A 19670-nucleotide genomic window follows, 5' to 3' on the forward strand; every position below is an offset into this window, starting at 1 on the left:
AAAAATAGATGGATGAAGGAGTCGTTAAGTACCGCTGCGAATGGCAAGAGGCAGATCCTTTAGCTGCCGAGAACATAGCAGATTTGATGGACTGGCGCGATCGACTCCACTCTTGGGGACTAATAGGCGTCTACGAAAATAGTATTGGTTTTGGTAACATCAGTATCAGAATTGGCAATTCTTGTCAGTTCATTATTTCAGGCACCCAGACGGCACACTTGCCAAATCTGGGGCCTGAATTTTATTGTACTGTTACCGAATTTAACTTAGAACAAAATTTCCTCGGCTGTCGCGGCCCCGTACCAGCTTCGTCGGAGTCTCTAACTCACGCTGCACTGTACCTTCGCAGAGATGATGTGCGTGCGATAATTCACGTTCACAATCCTCAACTATGGCAGCAACTGCTGTTTAAAATTCCTACTACTAGAAAAGAGATACCCTATGGCACTCCTCAAATGGCGCTAGAAATGTTTAGACTTTTTGACGAGGAGAATTTGGCCGATCGCAAAATTCTGGCCATGGCCGGTCACGAGGACGGAATTATCTGTTTTGGCGGCACCTTGGATGAAGCTGGCAAAGTGCTCTCGGCGGCGATCGGGTAAACTGGAGATCTCGCACTCTTGCCAGAAAAAGCTCATCGTGATATGTAGTTAGAAACCAGGTTTCTACCAATTTTGCGACAGGGATAAGAAATCTACGCAGAAACCTGGTTTCTGAGGTAAGCGAGGCCACACAGATGAACTTGTCTCTCAAAAGCGGTTTTTTTAACCAAATATTTGACTCAAACCGCAATCATGCAACTGTAGGTGTGCGCTTCAATCCCTTATAAAATCTAAAATCTAAAATCTAAAATCGGCTGATGTTGGTGCCGATCGGGGTTAAACTGGGCTTGGTCGTTGATTTGTCACCGATCGCTCTAGCGACTGCGGGTTCAAAACTTTTCAAGTGCCTCTTGCCTCTGAGGTAAGGTAAAGATATTTTAAAGAAATATATAATGTAAAAACTGAGGGCCATTGTGAATCAGACGAAACTTGTAAGCTCAAAAGAACTGCAATCAGAGGTATCTCGTCTCACCGAAGAGCTGCAAATGCGCGACCAATTGGTGCAGCAGTTATCTCAAGAACTTTTCAGACTGGTCAAGGGAAATTCGAGTTTTGTCCCGGCGCCGGAAGTTTCCGATCGCCACCAAGCTCAAATGCAGGCGATGCGAGAACAATTGCAAGCCGTGGAAGAGCAAGTTGGTTTTTATCAAGAACAAATCGCCGAGCGCGATGCTGAGGTTTACCAACTGCGACAGTCGGTGCAAGAATTGACCGATCGCTCTAGAATGCTCGAACAGGTGGTTCAGGAATTGCCGGGAGTTTACCGCCAGAAGTTTGCCGAGCGGATCGAGCCGATTAAGGAAAAGTTGCAGCAACTGCAAAAGGAAAACAACCAGTTGCACACTGAGTTACAGAGCGTGACTTACCGTCTGGCGGTACGCAACCGCAAGGCTAAGGGCCTGGATCTGCCCAGCGTCGATCCTGAGGACGATCGCGGTATTCAAATGCCGAGCTTTGGCAATGCCTAAAGTTGTGATCGTAACAGGCTACGAACAAGGCTCGGCCGATCGCCTCAAGGCTGCGATCGCTCAATCCGATCCTTTAACTGAAGTCGAGATATGTGCGGTTTCTGAACTCAATTCTGGCGCGATCGCTCTTTCGGGGGCGATCGTTTGCCCTTTGACGCTGGATGTTCCGTCCAATCTGGTTTTTCCGGGTCAATATGTGTTTCGATTTGGCGCTAATGTTGCGGCGGCGCGCGATCGAGTGGCTCGGGAACTACAAGTGTCCGTCGGCGATGGCAATTTTTGGCTGCCGGTGGTGTTGACGGCAAAGGGGCCGCTGTATGCTGAGGCGATCGCTGGGGAATCTGACAAGTTGTCGAGCGAGTTGAGTTACTCTCAACCGCTGCATTTGTCTGATGTTTGGCGGCAGCAGTTGTACGAGTTGGCTTTCCGCTTGCTCGTGGATCTTTTAAATGCGCCACCGGCGACTTATTTGATGCAGTTCGGGTTCGTTGGGGACAGGATTTGTTTCGATCGACTTTTGCCTTTTCCGGCTGCACCTGCGATCGCTTCTGTCGGCGTTCAAGTACCGGATTTATTTGTCTGTTATTGGTATTGCTTGACAAATAAGCCTATTTACGATATGCAAATTACTTCTTTATGTTCGTAGTGAGGACTTTAGTCCTTTCTTGATGAATCAATTAGGACTCTTCGTCCTTACTACGAACCTAATTATGGGTAATTAACGGGAGATACTAGAATTTTTATTAAGCAACTAAAGCGGGAGTTGCTGTTGAGATAATTTGCTCGAAAGTGTCAAAAATTTCAAAGAGTTGGTCGAGTTGAGTAATTTCAAAAATTAGCCTGACTGTGGCTGAGAGGTTGCAGATGACGAGGCGACATCCCCGGTGGCGGGCGGCGTTGAGCCCGCCGACTAAAGCGCACAGCCCCGAACTGTCGATGAAATCGACGCTAGTCATGTCAATTACCCACAGATTGTGGCGATCGGGCAAAATTTCTGCTAGCTGTTGTTGCAGGAGACTACCGGCTTGGGAGTCGAGGCAGTTTTGAGGCTGAAGCACGATGTGTTGGTGGAAGTTGGGAAATTGCATAACTGTTACCCTAAGATTGTAAAATGCGACTAAGTAAATTGATTTGCTGCTTCTGTCAAAAGACAGAATAATTTCAGCTAAAGTTTCAAGAGGCGATCGGGCTGACTAAATAATCGGAGGCGATCGCACTTGTGGTAGATTAAGTAAGATGACTGGCTTTCGATCGGAATGCAAGCGCAACAATTCCTGATTAATTGATTATCTCTGAAAGGTTAGTTTTTGCTTGAGCGGGCGATCGCAAGTGTAGTGTGTTTTTCATCACAGCGAAAGATTGCACTATTGGCCGAATCGAGCCAATATATAAAAGTATTGAGCTTTGCAAAAGTTTACGAAGGCAATATCGAAATGTCTTTTGAGTTTTTATCGTTAGAGACTATTCAGCAATTGGCGCGAGATTACGGCTACTGGGCTGTATTTTTCGGGATTTTGCTAGAAAATCTGGGAGTCCCTCTTCCAGGCGAGACAATTACGATTGCTGGCGGATTTTTGGCTGGCAGCGGGGAACTGAATTACTGGTACGTGCTCGGAAGTGCGATCGCCGGTGCGACTGTGGGGGGAAATTTCGGTTATGCGATCGGCAGATACGGCGGCTGGCCCCTGCTGCTGAAGCTGGGAAAAATCTTCCGCTTTCGGGAAGAACAACTGTTTGACTTAAAAGAAAAGTTTAGCGAAAATGCAGCTAAAGCCGTATTTTTGGGCCGTTTCATCGCACTGCTGCGAATTTTTGCCAGCCCCCTAGCGGGAATTGCAGAAATGCCCTTTTTGCAATTTTCATTCTTCAATATTTTGGGTGCCGCAAGCTGGGCATCCGTAATGGTAAGTTTGTCATACTTCTTAGGACAGGTTGTGTCTTTAGAGAAGTTAGTAGGTTGGGCTGCTCAATTTGCGGTAGTTGCTTTGCTATTAACAGTTGCTTGGATTGCAATTCCTATTTGGTTGGAGTCGCGGAATTTGGACAAGACTAAGTAGGGTTGGAGACTCTTCTCAAAAAGACTCAATCTTCTTGTGGAACGGGCATCTTGCCCGTTCTTAAAATAGTGTAACATCTGAGGTTAAACTTATATTTTACACCAATGTCAGGAACAGGCTAGAAGCCCGTTCCACAAACAATAAAACTTATTCTGAGGTAGACTTCGATATCTCTACATTTATAATAGATAGAAATCATGGGATACACTACAATCTTTGAAGGCACATTTCATTTAAATCAGCGGTTATTGGATAGCGAAACTCTTTATTTATTAGAGTTTTCTCGGACGAGGCGAATGAAGCGAAATCCTGAAATTTTGCAAGATGTTCCCGATGCGGCGAGAACAGCCGTGGGTTTGCCTGTGGGCGAAGAAGGCTGCTATTTTGTCAATGAAAAGTGGGATGAAGAGTCGGAATTGTCGATCGTAAATTACAACCGCCCGCCGAAGACTCAGCCCGGATTGTGGTGTCAGTGGATTCCGACTGCTGACGGCGGGGGGATTCAGTGGAATGGCATGGAAAAGTTTTATGATTATGTGGAATGGTTGCAGTATCTGATTGACAATTTTATCGAACCTTGGGGTTATGTTTTGAGAGGCGAGGTGAATTGGCAAGGGGAAAGGGAAGAGGATGTGGGTATGATTTGGGTTGAGAATAATGTAATTGTTTCGCCGGAGGGTGCACAGGAATTGTTGAGGTATGCGGTGTCGCCGGTATCAGTGCCAAAGGTGGTTTGGGATTATTTGCAAGCGGTGGAAGCGACGGGGAAGCCTCTGACACATTGGTATGAATTAGTCGATCGGGCGGTGGAGTTGGGACACGGGGAAGCGGCGCTGTGGTTCAAGCCTAATATGGATAAGTATTTGGATGGTTGGGAGAGGGGTTTTGAGTTTGAGGGGAAGGTAATTAAAATGACAGATAGTGAGCTTTGAGCGGTTGTTTTGATTGCGGATAATCCGGTTATAATTGTGAGTACGATCGCAGGAGGATGTAGTATGACGGCATCAACAGAAATTCGCGAAGAAGTAATTGAGAGGAAGGCACAGCCTTATTACACTCCTGAAGAGTATTTAAAGCTGGAAGAGGCAGCCGAATTTAGAAGTGAATACCACGATGGTAAGATAATCCCTATGACAGGCGGAACACCGAATCACAATCAAATTGCCCTGAATTTTGGCGGGGCAATCAATTTTGCTACGATAGGAAAAGCCTACCGAGTAAATGTAAACGATTTGCGTTTATGGATACCATCGAAGCGGGTTTATACTTATCCTGATGTGATGGTGGTTGCGGGTAAGTTGGAGTTTCTTGAGGGTAGAAAAGATACGATTACTAATGCGGTGATGGTGGCTGAGGTTTTATCGAAATCGACAGCGAATTACGATCGTGGTGACAAATTTAAACTTTTTCGCACGATTCCCACTTTGAGGGAGTATATTTTGATCGATCAGTACGAGATGCACGTCGAACAGTTTTCTAAGACGGATGACAATAAGTGGGTTTTGTCTGAGTATGATGGTGCTGATGCGGTTCTGGTGTTGAGTTCGGTGCAGTTTGAGATGTCTTTGGGCGAAATGTACGATCGTGTGGATTTTGAGTCGGAGTATGATGAGTGAGGGTGATATTGAAATTACCAATTTCGGGCGATGGGAAATCGCGTCTACACACACAAAGTCCGCCTTCGCGGACTAGGAGAACAGGAAGTGCGCTAGGACTTTATTTGATACTAAGTCAATCGCGGATGTGCTATTAATTTTGAGGAAAGTTTTACGGCACTAACGAATAACCAGGAGGACACTTTATATTGGTAAAGTTGGTAGCTGTTGGTTTTCCAGGAAGCTTTTTTGAAGGTTCATTGCTTTGACAAAGTATGTGTTCAGTAGTTGATTGACCACTAGCTGTCTTAGCTAAAATAACTATACCTGTGTAGTTTCTTATTCCATCTATCTTTGCTAAAGCAATTGATTGAGCAAAATGATTATCGTTGCTCAAGACAATACTATATAAGTAATTTTCTGTTTCTGACTTCATACCTAGTTGCAATCTATCTATTCTAGATACAAAACGATTGGTGTCGGCGTAAGCAGCTCGTTGTGCTTGATTCATCATACCAACATACATTTTTGCTTCTGATTGTCTAACCTTGTTTTGTTGCTGTTCGAGATTAACTACTCTAACATTTGCAGGCAGTGTCGTTTGTTCAGATATTTTCCGAAATATCCTTACATTAGGACTAAAAGATGTGGGTCTAGATTCTCCAATATTATCTAATTCTAAACGCAACTGACCATCTGCCGTGAGCTCAAAAATTGTCCTGGCAATAATTTTAGTTCCTACTAACATATCCAGATTCTTTGGTTGAGGAGCTAAGTTAATCTGATACTTCATTTCGGTAGCTGAAGTAGGTGTATCCAACAGAAATAACTTCCCTTCTTGTGTAAGAATTAATATTAAAGGCTGACCTGAAATTTTTGTTTGCCATTGACCTATCAATTTTTTAGCAACAGAGTTTTGAGGAATAGCAGTAGCTACAGAAGTTGAAAAAATTTTAGGATTGATTAGATTCCAGAATTCAAAGCCATCTAGCGCTAATAATACTGTCGAACCAGCACCAATTAATGCCCATTTCCAAGGTGCAAGGTTAGATTTTTTTTGAGTTAGAGTCATAGTAATTACTTTTGGGTAGTTAGAGCAGAGATTGACGATTAAATTGAAATTCAAGGATTAACTAAGGAGCAGACATAGTAAGAGTGTAATCGGTGTCTCTAATTTTTGACCGCACAAGAACAATGTAATTACCTACTCTTAAATTGCTTTTAATTATTCCGGGCTTTGAGTTGAGAGCAGATATATTGTCAAGTTGATATTGAATTACTCCAGTACCATTTTTATCTGAATATAAAATCATTTCTACTTCGCTATTCACGCCACCTAAAGACAGAGTAATGCTGCTGGGATTTGCTAGTTGAAAACTGTAAAATTTCTCTCGATTATTTAAACTAATACTGCCATTCTTAGAGATGGTTTTTTCTTCTAAATAACCAACATTTTGGATTTGGCTTGTATTGTTAATTATTTGAAGTGAATAGGGAGTTTCTCTAGCTTTCAATTTCACAACAATAATGTAACTACCCACACCCAATTCTTTTTGAATCATTCCTGTTTTTGACTTAATGGCAGATGTATTTTCAAGTTGATATTCAATTACTCCCGTGCCATCTTTATCTGAATATAAAATCATTTCTACTTCGCTATTCACATCATCTAAAAACAGGCTGATATTACTGGGATTATCTATCTTAAAACGGTAACGATTCTCTAAATTATTAGAGCTAACATTACCAGCGAAGGGGCAAGAACCCTCCAAAGAACCAAGGTTTGCGGTACTGCCATTTTGCTCTACTGTGCAGGGCTTCTCATCAACAGATACTTTTACTGGAGTTGGCGATGGCGAGACTGGCGCTGGAGTTGGCGATGGCGAGACTGGCGCTGGAGTTTGTGGTGCTGGAGAAGAAGTGGATGTTGGTGACGATGAAGGAGTAGGATCTGGTTTAGGAGACTCAGGTGGAGGGGGAGATTTAGGGCTGGGTGGTGGGGTTGGATTGTCTGGTAGATTATTATCACATTTCAGAAAACCAACATCCACACCTTTCAAATTACACAGTAGTGGGTCTCCAAAAAGAAAGGCTGCTAAAGCAATAATTGTGCCTGTAACACCTAGAACCCCTGTTATTGCTACCCAATGTACGCCACTACCACCGCTACCACCGCTACCACCTGATGACATTAATATTTCCTCTTATCCTAATAATTGTTGGTCTGTTACATTACTTTCTCAGTCCTGGACACATCAAGACCAAAGAAACCGGGTTTTTCACCTAATCTGCGGGCTATAACGAAGGATTATCGTAAAAAAACCTGGTTTCTGACCTCCCTTGCGTCCAGGACTATTTCTAATAACTAGCCTGATGTTCTTGAGAGCGACATCAAGCTAGTACCCTTGCTTTTTGCCAAGTTTCACCTAATCATCTTTTATATTGAGATCCTTAAACCAAAAGCTATCCAATATATCATTGCCAAAAAACAATCCTGTGAGCGCCCAACTTCCATCGGTATAGCGCGAGAATTTAGCTTCGCCCGGCCCGGAAAAATTTTTCTCCGTTATTGTGCCAAGAAAGTCTGTTTTAACTATTAAATTGGAAGCCTGTAATGTAGCTACAGCAGTATTATCGGGATTTTCGCGTACTCCTAATATCTGAATGGTTCCACTTCGAGAAGATTTCCATTTATTCACTATTTTTTCTGCTTTACTTGCAGATAGCGATTTATCTTGTTTAATTAAGTCACAACCCGTAGTTAAAGTAGACAATACTCCTACACTACCAAGGTAAGATAAGGCAATTAAACTGAATGTTACGAACTTTTGATTTAACATGAAACTTCCTATTACTCAGTTAATAGTCAGCAAAAATCAACCTAGACTAAGGTTTGGTACAAGACTTAAGGGTGAACACTTTTTGTAGTGATTACATTCCAGTTTAGCAAATACACATCAGTCTTAAGACATAAAAAAGTAATAAAAAAGTAATAAAAAAGTAATAATTAAGGGTATACACCAAGTGGTTAGACTTTTAGGACTTAGGCAGAAACCGGGTTTTTTTACGAAAATATTGCATCATAGCCTTTAATATCGGTGAAAAACCCGGTTTCTTTGGTATTGATGCGTCCAGGACTGACTATTGCGGTATAATCTAGTCAATCTAGTATTGCAAAGGTTTTAGGTGTGAGGAGACTTTAACACATGACTGTTGACGAAGCCATCACGATCGCAGAAACAGCCCTCAACTACGATCGCCTCAACAAAGTTCAAGAGCTAGTGTTTCGTCAATCCTGGGAAGGGCGGTCTTATAAAGAAATTGCAGCCAGTGCTGAATATGAATATGATTATATCAAAGATGCTGGTGCTAAACTATGGAAACTACTTTCAAAAGCACTAGAAGAAAAAGTTAAAAAAGATAATCTCAAGTCAGTATTGAAACGATACTTAGGACGAGGTAAAGTGAATCTACAGCGAAATCTAACCATCGAAGTTAATCTCACTGGTGCTAATCTCAGCGGAGCAAACTTAAGTGGAGCAAGATTATTCGCCAATTTAAATGAAGCTGATTATGTTCAAACTGATTTAGATAAAATAATAACTTCTGACAGTGAAACTGAATTATCTGACTCAGAAAACGAAATTAACTGGAACGGTTTTTGCTTCCATTCAGAAGCACAAGTGAAAATTGCCGAAATACTCGATCGCACATCCACTCTCTTCATCCCCAACTCCCAACTCCGACTCGCAACACCAGAAGGGAGACAAAACCAAGAAGCTGACTTTCTGATATTTCATCAAGGTAAATTAGGGATGCTGAAAATTGACAGCGAATCATCGCATCAAAACGCAACAGAAGATGAAATGTGCCAGCTTTTCATAGATTCTGGCATCAGTCTTGTCAAACATTACGATGCTACCCGATGCAGCGAACAACCCGATCTAGTTGTACAGGAGTTTTTGGAAATATTAAGTCAGGCATAGCTATGATACCAAATCCTACCATAATATCCATTCTATTCTTCAGTCCGCGAAGGCGGACTTCGTTTGTGTAGAAGCGATTTCAATCGCCGACTGACTTTCGTTGGTAAAGATTACATCCTCATAGATAGAATCCATGCTAGTGCGAAAGTCAACACTAGCCAAGTGAATTTCGCTTCCTTGGGTGTAAGAATACAAAACCCACAACCCCTCAGCATTGCGGCGAAAACACTCAACCCGCTGCCGCTTTTGACTAATTAACACATACTCCTGAAGCGTTTCTAATTCTTGATAGTCAGCAAACTTATCACCGCGATCGAATCCTTCAGTTCCTGTTGACAAAACCTCGATAATTAAACAAGGATGTCTTTTAAAAGATTGAAATGCTTTGTCCCGTTCATCGCACGTTACCATCACGTCGGGATAGTAATAAATATTCCTAGATTCAATCCTAGCTTTCATGTCTGACATATAAGCACGACAGCCACTACCCCGAACATGATTTCTCAAAAGTGCAAATAAGTTGCCAGCAACTGTCACATGAGCATCACTTGCACCTGCCATTGCGTAGGTTTCGCCCTGAATATACTCATGTTTAACCTGGCTGAGTTCTTCTAATTTCAGATACTCTTCCGGTGAGATGTAATTTTGGCTTTGATTTGCAACCATTGGCTTTATATTGAGTTTTTTATGATACTAGATTCAGACCACTTCTATTGTACCAAACCCACTAGGATTTTTAAATTATTTGATCCATATTTTAACAAATAAGGTGGGCATTGCCCACCTTACTCTTAGTCCCACTCTGCTGGGACTTTGTTTGTCAGTCTTGCTGGATGCCGAGGCCAGAAACCGGGTTTCTTCCTAAATCTCTAGTTTAGAAAGCAAAGATTTTTGATAGAAACCCGGTTTCTTTGCACAAGTCCTGTTAACACATTCTAACCCCGATTCTTCTCCGACCAAATGCGGGTTGGCAATCCCCAAACGTAGACAAATCCTTCGGCTGCTTTGTGATCGAATTCATCCTCGGCGCCGTAGGTTGCTAAGTCGAAACTGTACAGCGAATTCTCTGATTTGCGGCCGACAATTGTGGCGTTTCCTTTGAACATTTTTAGGCGCACGGTTCCAGTTACTCGCTTTTGCGTGTCTAGAATAAATGCGTCTAAAGCTGTTTTTAAAGGGTTGTACCAAAGGCCGTTGTAAATCATTTGGCTGTAGGTTTCTTCGATGCCGCGCTTGTATCGCGTGACATCTGCTGTCAAAGTCAAACTTTCTAAGTCTCGGTGCGCGTGCATCAAAACTAAAATCGCGGGGGTTTCGTAAATCTCCCGCGATTTAATCCCGACTACACGGTTTTCAATCATGTCGATGCGGCCGACTCCGTGATTTCCAGCTATTTCGTTGAGTTGGGTAATTAGGGCGACTGGTGCTAATTCTTTGCCGTTTAAACTGACTGGTTTTCCGCAGTCGAAACCGATTTCGATGTATTCGGGTGTGTCGGGAGTTTGTTCGATCGCCTTTGTCATCAAAAACACCTCTTCCGGCGGTTCCGCCCAAGGATCTTCGAGGATGCCGGCTTCGATCGCCATTCCTAACAAATTGCGATCGATACTATAAGGTGAAGACTTCTTCACCGGCGACGGAATCCCGCATCTTTCACCGTAGGCGATGGTTTCCTCGCGGCTCATTTTCCATTCCCGCGCTGGTGCTAAAATCTTAATCTTGGGATTCAGTGCGCCGATCGACACATCGAACCGTACTTGGTCATTTCCCTTACCAGTACAACCGTGGGCGATCGCATCCGCACCGTATTTTTCGGCAGCTTCTACCAACAATTTAGCAATCAGCGGGCGCGCTAGCGCCGTAGATAGCGGATACCGATTTTCGTAAAGCGCGTTAGCTTGAATTGCTGGGAAGGCATAATCTTTGACAAATTCTTCCGTAGCATCAATCACCAAAGATTCCGAAGCACCAGATGCTAAAGCTTTCTTGCGGATGGGTTCTAATTCATCTCCCTGTCCCAAATCCGCCGCCAGAGTAATTACCTCTTCGACTCCCCACTCCTTCATCAGGTAAGGAATGCAGACAGAAGTATCGACTCCGCCGGAATATGCTAGGACAACTTTTTTAGCGCGACTCATGAAAATACTCGGTAAGTGGGAAACTCAGCGGCTTTAGCCCTGAGAGGGAAACGATACGAGCGGTTTTAACCGCCTACCCCTTTCGGGGCTAGACAAGTAGAGGAATGGTACTTGTCTAATCCCTGTATTGCCGGGAGCGCCTTGCCATTCCAGTAAAGTGAGCTTCGCCAATGTTTAAAGAGCTTTTTAGACTTGCAACACTGTTCCAGTGACCTTAGAACTGTTTAATTGCAAATGACAGAGCAGGAAACTAGCTACGCATTTCCGGGTGTCGTGACTCAACAAACGTAGTCAGTTAAGACTTAGGCTGGTCAGTACGGCTTGCAGGAATTGCTCTTACAAGCCCAGTATCTTTTAGACCTGGGTTACTGACTGCTATTTACATCCTGAATTTAGATGTGATATTTAACCAACTTTGTATTATGCACCTAATTGAGATCCATTCTTGTCATAAATAGTACAGATTTATATATTCTTTTTTTGCTAAACTTTGCTATTTCCCGGCCCAGTTGCTGCGAAAAATCTGCTACCGTGGGATACGGTAACTGTGGCGATGGGGTAAAGCCGTGTTTTTTAGTGTTGTGATTCCGACGTACAATCGTAAACCGATTTTGGCAAAATGTCTACTGGCTCTAGAAAATCAGCAGTTTGATAACATTGTCACAGATTATGAAGTGATTGTAGTCGATGACGGTTCGACGGACGGGACGATCGACTGGTTGGCCGCAGATGCTGAGTTTTTGCCGCACGTGCGATCGATCTGTCAATCTCATCAAGGCCCCGCCGCCGCCAGGAATTTGGGCGTTGAAGATGCTAAAGGCGAGACAATTATTTTTATTGATAGCGATTTAGTCGTTACAAAGGATTTTTTGCAAGCACACGCAGATGCTTTGCTACAGGCTTACAAAGATACTGATGCGGTTTTTACTTACGGCAGCGTGATTAATACTTGCAATTTCGACAATCCCACTGCCGAACCTTACAAAATAACTGATTTTTCGGCTGCTTATTTTGCTACGGGAAATGTCGGCATCGCCCGTCACTGGCTGCTGGAAGCTGGACTGTTTGACACTCGCTTTCAACTTTACGGATGGGAAGATTTAGAATTGGGTGTCAGGTTAAAAAAATTAGGTTTAAAATTGATTAAATGTCCGGCTGCTGTTGGCTATCACTGGCATCCACCTTTTAGTTTAGAGCAAATTCCTGGGATGATTGACCGAGAAATTCAGCGCGGAAGAATGGGAGTTTTGTTTTATCAAAAACACCCCACTTGGGAAGTGCGGCTGATGATTCAAATGACTGTTTTGCACCAAATACTGTGGGGAGTTTTATCTTTGGGCGGGATGCTGAACGAGCGCACTATGAAACCTTTTTTGCAGTGGTTGATCGACCGAGGTAAGTCGCAGTTAGCTTTAGAAATTGCTCGAATTTTTCTGAATTGGTATAATGTCAAAGCCGTGTATGCTGCTTGCGATGAATTGCACGCTCCTACAAAGATGCCATAGATCGTGCCATTTTAGATTTTAGATTTTAGATTGATATTGACTGATGAGTAAGCTGTACGGCATTTAAATTGTAGATTTCAAGGCCCTATTCCCTACTCGTCAAATCCTCTCCTCCTTTAAGATCGCAGACAATCTAGATGCTGTACAGGCGATCGCGCCAACGCCTCAACAAAACTTAAGATACGGTAGCAGGTTGTCAGGCTAGATTTGCTTGCCGTGCAGAGCCAGTAGATATACTTAAAAACAAACATTGAGCAACTGGCCCAATAGTAGCGAAACCGCGTTCTAATCACTGTTTGAATTTTATATTTAATGAAATTTGCCGGATTTATGCCTGATTTGAGGAATATCGGCTGTTTTCTCGATCGCCTGCAATAATTTGCTGAAACAAAGAATTAAAGATGCAGACATTTTTGATAGACTGAATACAAATTAAGGGGTGCGCTATGTTGGCAGGCGATCGGACAGTGCCACTGGCATAGCACAAAAGGGAAGCTGTGTGTCTGATTTATGCTGCCATAGCTAATAAAAGCATCGCATACAGCCACTCATTGACTCCTGTCCAAAAACGGATACCGTCTCACATTCTTCTGTCACGAGCATTCCAAAATTTTAGATAAAAGTTCAATCTCCCAGATTCATCTACCCTTGTAAATCTAAAATCGTTGGACGATTTCCCTGATCGAACGTCTGATCCCGAAATCTCCAATCTAAAATAGAATGACCAGCGATTGATAAACAGGATGCGGAGCTGATAGAAACTTATACTGCTCAAATTCGCGCCATAAATCAACATCTACCCAATTTTATTGTTGCCGCAAGCTCATAGTTCTACCTATAAGCACTTGCGCTTTAATGATTCTTACAATTTGATTAATACACACTATATTACGCAGCAAAATTATCATATGAAAACAAAATAGTAAACGCTATAGATAGAAAAGCTGCGTAGATATTCCTAAGACTCTGAGGGGTTATCGTGAATAAAATTGACCAAAAATACGCCAAAATAACAACAAAAAAATCTGAAATATCTGGCTTAAAACAAAACATTTTAATTGTTGACGACCACCCAGAAAGCTTGCGTCTTTTATCCAAGTTGTTGTCCGAGCGGGGATATCAAGTGCGGCCAACACTAGATGGAAAATTAGCCCTTAAGTTTGCGCGATCGACTCCACCGGATTTAATTTTGCTGGACATTATGATGCCCGGTATAGATGGCTATCAAGTCTGCAAACAGCTAAAAGCTGCTCCTGAAACCAAAGATATTCCTGTAATTTTTATCAGCTCTTTAAATGAAACTTTTGATAAAGTTAAAGCTTTTTCGCTGGGAGCTATAGACTACATTACTAAACCATTTCAAATAGAAGAATTGGTCGCTCGCGTCGAAAGTCAAATGCATCTGAGCAGGCTTTCTCGGCAAGTAGTAGCACAAAATGCGCGGCTGGAAGCAGAAATAGAAGAACGCAAGCGGGTCGAAGCACAACTGCGAGAAAGTCAGCAATGGCTGTCGGCAGTAATTAAAATGAATCCTAATGTTTTGTACGTTTACGATGTGATAGAACAGCGAATTCTGTATCTCAATCGCGAACTATATATCGATCTTGGCTACTCGCTGGAAGAAATACAGCAAATGCCAGCAGCATTTCTTCCTAACTTAATACACCCTGACGATTTGCCAGCATTCTCAGAACATATGAGGAGGATTCAGACATCAAAAGATGGTGAAAGCTTTGAGTTTGAATACCGAATAGAACACAAAAATGGTGAATTTCGCTGGTTTTTTAGCCGGGATACGGTGTTTTCAAGGACGGTGGAGGGCAAACCTTGGAAAATTCTGGGAACTGCTACTGAAATTAGCGATCGCAAACAAGCAGAATTCGATCTTAAAACAGCTTTGTCTGCTTTGGAGCGGCAAATCAAGCAAAGATTTCTGCTAGAAACAATTACTCTCGAAATTCGCTACAGCTTAAAGCAAGACCAAGTTTATCAAACAGCGGCTGCTCAAATAGGTCGAGTTTTTAATGCCGATTCTTGCTTGATTCACACCTACAAAGAACACCCACTGCCCCGCATCTATTGTATGACTCAGTACAGGAAATCTGAATCAGCAACGCTGTGCGATGTAGTAGAAATTCCCGTCCTGGGAAATCCTCACGCTCAGTTGGTGTTGTCTCAAGATAAACCTGTAGTTTCTGACGATGTTTTTGCTGAACCGCTGCTGGAAAATGTTACTGATTTGTGCCGTCAAATAGGTTTGAAGTCGATGATAGCCATCCGCACTTCCTACCAGGGAAAACCCAACGGAATGATGTGCTTGCACCAGTACGATGAGCCCCGCCACTGGACGCAAAATGAGATCAGATTATTGAAAGCTGTCGCTGCACAAATGGGAATTGCGATCGCTCAAGCCAATCTTCTGGAACAAGATAAAGAGCAGCGACTTAAATTGCAACAAAGCGAAGCTAGTCTAGCAGCAGCCCAGAAAATTGCCCATATCGGCAATTGGGAATTCGATCTCGTCACCAATAAAAATATTTGGTCGGAAGAAGTATTCCGCATTTTTGGTCTGGACTCAGCCGCACCTGAACCGACATATATCGAACTTTTACAGATGTATCATCCAGAGGACAGAGAGTTGTTTCAACAAACTGTCAGCTTTGGTATCTCACAGGGAACTTCCTACAAAAAAGAGTTGCGAATTTTGCATCCCAGCGGTCAAATTAGATACCTCGAAACAAGGGGAGAAGCTATTTTTAACAAATCCCTAGAAGTAATTAAACTGTTTGGAACAGTAATGGATATCACCGATCGCAAAGAAGCGGAAGCAGCGCTGCAAATTAGCGAAGAACGTTTTTACCTGGCATTTGAAGCCAGTGCGACGGGATTGTGGGATTGGAATCTTGCCACGGGAGAAGTCTATTTGAATTCACGGTGGAAGACGATGCTGGGATATGAAGTAGAGGAAATAGAAAATAGTTATGCAGCCTGGGAAAGACTTGTACATCCAGATGATTTGCCTCTGGCTACAGCAGCGATAAATGCTCATCTGGCAGGCAAAAAACCGACCTACGAAGCAGAATTTCGGATGCTGACAAAATTCGGCGAATGGAAGTGGATTTTGGCTCAAGCTAAGGTGATGGAACGTGATGATTCGGGAAATCCTTTGCGGATGACGGGCACGCATATCGATATTAGCGATCGCAAACAAGCCGAAGCAAGTTTGCGAAATAGCGAACAGCGAGAACGAGAAAAAGCCCAACAGTTAGAACAAACTCTGGAATACTTAAAAAATGCTCAATCACAACTGATTCAAGCCGCAAAGATGTCAAGTATTGGGCAAATGGTGGCGGGAGTTGCCCATGAAATTAATAACCCCGTCAGCTTCATCTACGGCAATATTATTCCCGCCGCACAGTACGCTAACGATTTGGTAAAATTGATCCAGCTTTACCAGCAAAATTATCCCGAACCAGTGCCAGAAATTGCCGAAAGATTGGCAGAAATAGAAGTGGATTTTATCGCTGAGGATTTCCCCAGAGTGCTGGCTTCAATGCAAGCAGGTGCTAACAGAATTAAGCAGATCGTGTTGTCCTTGCGAAACTTTTCGAGACTCGATGAAAAAGAGCGCAAAGTAATCGATATTCATGAAGGGATAGAGAGCACTTTGGTGATTTTGCAGCATCGATTGCTGTCACAGCCAAAACGTCGGGAAATTCAAGTTGTTAAAAATTACGGCGAACTGCCCAATGTTGAGTGTTATCCGGCGCAATTAAATCAGGTATTTATGAATTTGCTGTCAAATGCGATCGATGCTGTGGAAGAGTCATCAGCAGCCTGTAATGACAAAGTTAATCAGATTCGCATTATTACGGAAGTCAGCAGCGAAAATCAAGTGTGCGTGCGGATTGCTGACAGCGGGCCCGGTATCTGTCCTGAGGTTCAGTCAAGGATGTTTGACCCATTTTTTAGTACAAAGCCGATCGGCAGTGGCACTGGTTTGGGATTGTCGATTAGTTACCAAATTGTGAAAGACCGCCATGGCGGTAATTTGTGGTGTCATTCAGAAGTTGACCGAGGTACAGAATTTGCGATCGAACTACCGATTTCGCAAAAAAAGTTGAAAGTAAAATAGGTTTGTAGTGAGGACTTTAGTCCTTCTTTCGGGAGCATCTCAGTTTTGCATTTGTAGTGCTGTCCCCGCTCGCGTGCTTTATAAAGCACGCGAGCGGGACGCTCGCACTGAAAGAAAAAATGCTTTTTGCAAAAATGAGATGCTCCCCTCAGAAAGAAGGACTTTAGTCCTCACTACGAACCTTTTATGAAGGCTAATTTACCGAAAATAATGTCAAAACCTGAAATTTTATCCGATATTTCATGCAAACCGTCTGTGGCTGAGTTTGATTTTAACCTAACTGTGATATAATTAAAGGCTACTTTTTTCGCTGCTAGACGTTGCACTCTTTCTCTTGGGAGTGAATTTTACAGTTGATTTCATACATACTATCTCAACTTAAGTCTGTAGCATCTACCACATTTTAACTGAATTATGACCGACTCAATTCGCTTCCTGATGTGCGCTCCCGACCACTACGATGTAGATTACGTGATTAACCCTTGGATGGAGGGTAACGTACACAAATCATCGCGCGATCGCGCCGTCGAACAGTGGGAGAAACTTTACCACGTGTTGAAAGACAACGCCGTTGTAGACCTGGTACCGCCCGAAAAAGGCTGGCCGGATATGGTGTTCACCGCCAACGCTGGCTTACTTTTAGGCAATACTTTTGTCCTCAGCCGCTTCTATCACAAGGAACGCCAAGGCGAAGAACCCTATTTCAAAGCATGGTTTGAAAACCAAGGTTTCACCGTGCACGAACTCCCGAAAGACTTGCCGTTTGAGGGTGCTGGTGACGCTTTGCTCGATCGCGAAGGACGCTGGTTGTGGGCAGGATACGGCTTCCGTTCCGAACTCGACTCGCATCCGTTGCTAGCAAACTGGCTGAACATTGAAGTGCTGTCGCTGCGTTTAGTAGACGAACGTTTCTATCACCTAGACACCTGTTTTTGTCCGCTCACAGGCGGATATTTGCTGTACTATCCCGCAGCATTTGACTCTTACTCGAACCGCTTAATTGAAATGCGAGTAGCGCCGGAAAAACGGATTGCGATCGAAGAAGCAGATGCCGCTAATTTTGCTTGCAATGCTGTCAATATTGACAAAGTTGTGGTAATGAACAAGGTGAGCGAAGGCTTGAAAACGCGCATCACTCAAGCGGGCTTCAAAGTCATTGAAACGCCGATGAGCGAATTTTTGAAAGCGGGCGGCGCCTGTAAGTGTTTGACGCTGCGGGTGAATGAACCTGTGCAAGAAGATCGATCGGCAAACGTGATGGTAGAAAGCCGTGCCATTCGCATGGAAGGTCACCTGCTTGATGCCGGTTTAATCAGCCGCGCTTTAGACTTAATTATCGAAAACGGTGGCAGTTTCCAAGTGCTCAATTTCAATTTAGGAGAACAGCGCCAAAGCACATCATCCGCGGATGTGAAAGTTTCGGCACCTTCCCACGATGTGATGGAAGAAATCATGGGATTGCTGATTGACTTGGGTGCAGTGCCACCGCCGCAAGAGATTTGCGACGCTATTTTAGAAGATGTCGTGCAAGATGGTGTCGGCCCAGACGACTTTTACGTTAGTACCATTTATCCTACAGAAGTGCGGGTAAACGGTCAGTGGGTGAAAGCGCGAAATCAGCGGATGGATGGTGCAGTTGCAATTACTGAAACCGCAGAAGGCCCGGTGGCTACGTGCAAATTGTTGCGCGATTTAAAAATAGGTGAAAAAGTCGTTGTTGATGTGGTTGGTATCCGTACTATCCGCAAAACAGAATCGCGGGAACAGCGCAATTCTCAAGAATTTAGCTTTATGTCCGGTAGCGTTTCTAGCGAGCGCCGGGTAGAATTGGTAGTGGAACAAGTAGCGTGGGAATTGCGCCAAATTCGCGATCGGGGCGGTAAAGTTGTGGTGACGGCGGGGCCTGTGGTGATTCACACCGGCGGTGGGGAACATTTAGCGCATTTGATCCGCGAAGGTTACGTACAAGCATTGTTAGGTGGAAATGCGATCGCAGTTCACGACATGGAACAATCTAGCATGGGAACTTCTTTGGGAGTTGACATGAAACGCGGCGTAGCTGTGCGCGGCGGACACCGCCACCACTTGAAAATGATTAACACTGTGCGCCGTTATGGCAGTATTGCTAAAACCGTTGAAGCAGGCGTGATTACTAGCGGTGTAATGTACGAGTGTGTGAAGCATAATATACCGTTTTCGCTGGCTGGTTCGATCCGCGATGACGGGCCGCTTCCCGACACGCAAATGGATTTGGTGAAGGCTCAAGAAGAGTATACTGAGCTGTTACGGGGCGCGGATATGGTGTTAATGCTGTCGTCTATGCTGCATTCGATCGGTGTGGGAAATATGACTCCTGCGGGTGTAAAGATGGTCTGTGTGGACATTAATCCGGCTGTGGTGACGAAATTGAGCGATCGGGGGTCGATCGAATCTACTGGAGTTGTCACCGATGTGGGATTGTTCCTGAGTTTGTTGGTGAATCAATTGGATAAGTTGACTAGCCGCCATCATGTAACTCAATCGGTGTAACTGAATCGATTTAGAATCGGCGATTTAAACCGTGTAGACTCGGCGGTTGAAACCGCGTCTACACAAACAATGTCCGCCGACGCGGACTGAAGAATAGAGGCTGGTAGGGTGCGCCACAAGCACCTTCCTTAGCCGATAATGCTGATTATTTTCGC

The 19670-nt window shown here is 43.7% G+C and carries 16 protein-coding genes; 10 read left to right on the top strand and 6 right to left on the bottom strand.

The features are described from left to right. Positions 1-8: 8 nt before the first annotated feature. From JGK20_RS03635 to JGK20_RS03645, 3 genes are all read left to right on the top strand, one after another. The gene (locus JGK20_RS03635) at positions 9-602 is read left to right on the top strand and encodes a class II aldolase/adducin family protein (protein ID WP_293190114.1); all 594 of its coding nucleotides are present in this window, start codon (positions 9-11) and stop codon (positions 600-602) included. 413 nt (positions 603-1015) lie between these two features. Then, positions 1016-1570 carry an Npun_F5560 family protein gene (locus JGK20_RS03640; protein WP_293151059.1) on the top strand — a complete coding sequence of 185 codons (555 nt, stop codon included), beginning with the start codon at positions 1016-1018 and terminating at the stop codon, positions 1568-1570. After that, on the top strand, positions 1563-2216 hold the full coding sequence (locus tag JGK20_RS03645; RefSeq protein WP_293197026.1) for a hypothetical protein: 654 nt from the start codon (positions 1563-1565) through the stop codon (positions 2214-2216). Before JGK20_RS03640 ends, JGK20_RS03645 begins: the two co-directional genes overlap by 8 nt. Before the next feature lie 97 nt (positions 2217-2313). On the opposite strand, the gene JGK20_RS03650 is transcribed toward JGK20_RS03645, so the two are convergent. Then, the gene (locus JGK20_RS03650) at positions 2314-2658 is read right to left on the bottom strand and encodes an STAS domain-containing protein (protein ID WP_293197027.1); all 345 of its coding nucleotides are present in this window, start codon (positions 2656-2658) and stop codon (positions 2314-2316) included. Positions 2659-3003: 345 nt separating this feature from the next. Here JGK20_RS03650 and JGK20_RS03655 point away from each other — a divergent pair, with 345 nt between their 5' ends. From JGK20_RS03655 to JGK20_RS03665, 3 genes are all read left to right on the top strand, one after another. After that, positions 3004-3627 (top strand): DedA family protein, encoded by a 624-nt coding sequence (locus tag JGK20_RS03655; protein ID WP_293151269.1) that lies wholly within the window; start codon positions 3004-3006, stop codon positions 3625-3627. A 197-nt stretch (positions 3628-3824) separates the two neighbouring features. Then, a complete protein-coding gene (locus tag JGK20_RS03660) occupies positions 3825-4559 on the top strand; it encodes a hypothetical protein (RefSeq protein ID WP_293218433.1) in 735 nt (244 codons plus the stop codon). 63 nt (positions 4560-4622) lie between these two features. Continuing rightward, a complete protein-coding gene (locus tag JGK20_RS03665) occupies positions 4623-5243 on the top strand; it encodes a Uma2 family endonuclease (protein ID WP_293229364.1) in 621 nt (206 codons plus the stop codon). Positions 5244-5394: 151 nt separating this feature from the next. On the opposite strand, the gene JGK20_RS03670 is transcribed toward JGK20_RS03665, so the two are convergent. From JGK20_RS03670 to JGK20_RS03680, 3 genes are all read right to left on the bottom strand, one after another. Next, on the bottom strand, positions 5395-6294 hold the full coding sequence (locus JGK20_RS03670; RefSeq protein ID WP_293218437.1) for a type IV pilin-like G/H family protein: 900 nt from the start codon (positions 6292-6294) through the stop codon (positions 5395-5397). Between the two features lie 61 nt (positions 6295-6355). Continuing rightward, positions 6356-7414 carry a hypothetical protein gene (locus JGK20_RS03675; RefSeq protein WP_293213194.1) on the bottom strand — a complete coding sequence of 353 codons (1059 nt, stop codon included), beginning with the start codon at positions 7412-7414 and terminating at the stop codon, positions 6356-6358. 234 nt (positions 7415-7648) lie between these two features. Continuing rightward, complete coding sequence (locus JGK20_RS03680; RefSeq protein WP_293213192.1) at positions 7649-8062, bottom strand: hypothetical protein; 414 nt, start codon at positions 8060-8062, stop codon at positions 7649-7651. A 366-nt stretch (positions 8063-8428) separates the two neighbouring features. On the opposite strand from JGK20_RS03680, the gene JGK20_RS03685 reads away from it, so the two are divergent. Next, a complete protein-coding gene (locus JGK20_RS03685; RefSeq protein ID WP_293229367.1) occupies positions 8429-9208 on the top strand; it encodes a pentapeptide repeat-containing protein in 780 nt (259 codons plus the stop codon). A 39-nt stretch (positions 9209-9247) separates the two neighbouring features. Here the strand turns inward: JGK20_RS03685 and JGK20_RS03690 are convergent, their stop codons facing one another. Both JGK20_RS03690 and JGK20_RS03695 read right to left on the bottom strand, forming a co-directional pair. Continuing rightward, on the bottom strand, positions 9248-9874 hold the full coding sequence (locus JGK20_RS03690; protein WP_293229370.1) for a Uma2 family endonuclease: 627 nt from the start codon (positions 9872-9874) through the stop codon (positions 9248-9250). A 269-nt stretch (positions 9875-10143) separates the two neighbouring features. After that, positions 10144-11346 carry an argininosuccinate synthase gene (locus tag JGK20_RS03695; protein ID WP_293179989.1) on the bottom strand — a complete coding sequence of 401 codons (1203 nt, stop codon included), beginning with the start codon at positions 11344-11346 and terminating at the stop codon, positions 10144-10146. A gap of 566 nt (positions 11347-11912) precedes the next feature. On the opposite strand from JGK20_RS03695, the gene JGK20_RS03700 reads away from it, so the two are divergent. From JGK20_RS03700 to JGK20_RS03710, 3 genes are all read left to right on the top strand, one after another. Continuing rightward, positions 11913-12851, top strand: a complete 939-nt coding sequence (locus JGK20_RS03700) for a glycosyltransferase (protein WP_293229372.1) — start codon at positions 11913-11915, stop codon at positions 12849-12851. Positions 12852-13830: 979 nt separating this feature from the next. After that, positions 13831-16986 carry a PAS domain-containing protein gene (locus tag JGK20_RS03705; RefSeq protein ID WP_293229374.1) on the top strand — a complete coding sequence of 1052 codons (3156 nt, stop codon included), beginning with the start codon at positions 13831-13833 and terminating at the stop codon, positions 16984-16986. A gap of 414 nt (positions 16987-17400) precedes the next feature. After that, positions 17401-19515 (top strand): TIGR00300 family protein, encoded by a 2115-nt coding sequence (locus tag JGK20_RS03710; protein WP_293213184.1) that lies wholly within the window; start codon positions 17401-17403, stop codon positions 19513-19515. Positions 19516-19670 lie beyond the last annotated feature (155 nt).

Origin of the sequence: Microcoleus sp. PH2017_05_CCC_O_A, from assembly GCF_020738785.1 — a bacterium.
Classification (GTDB): Bacteria; Cyanobacteriota; Cyanobacteriia; order Cyanobacteriales; family Microcoleaceae; genus Microcoleus.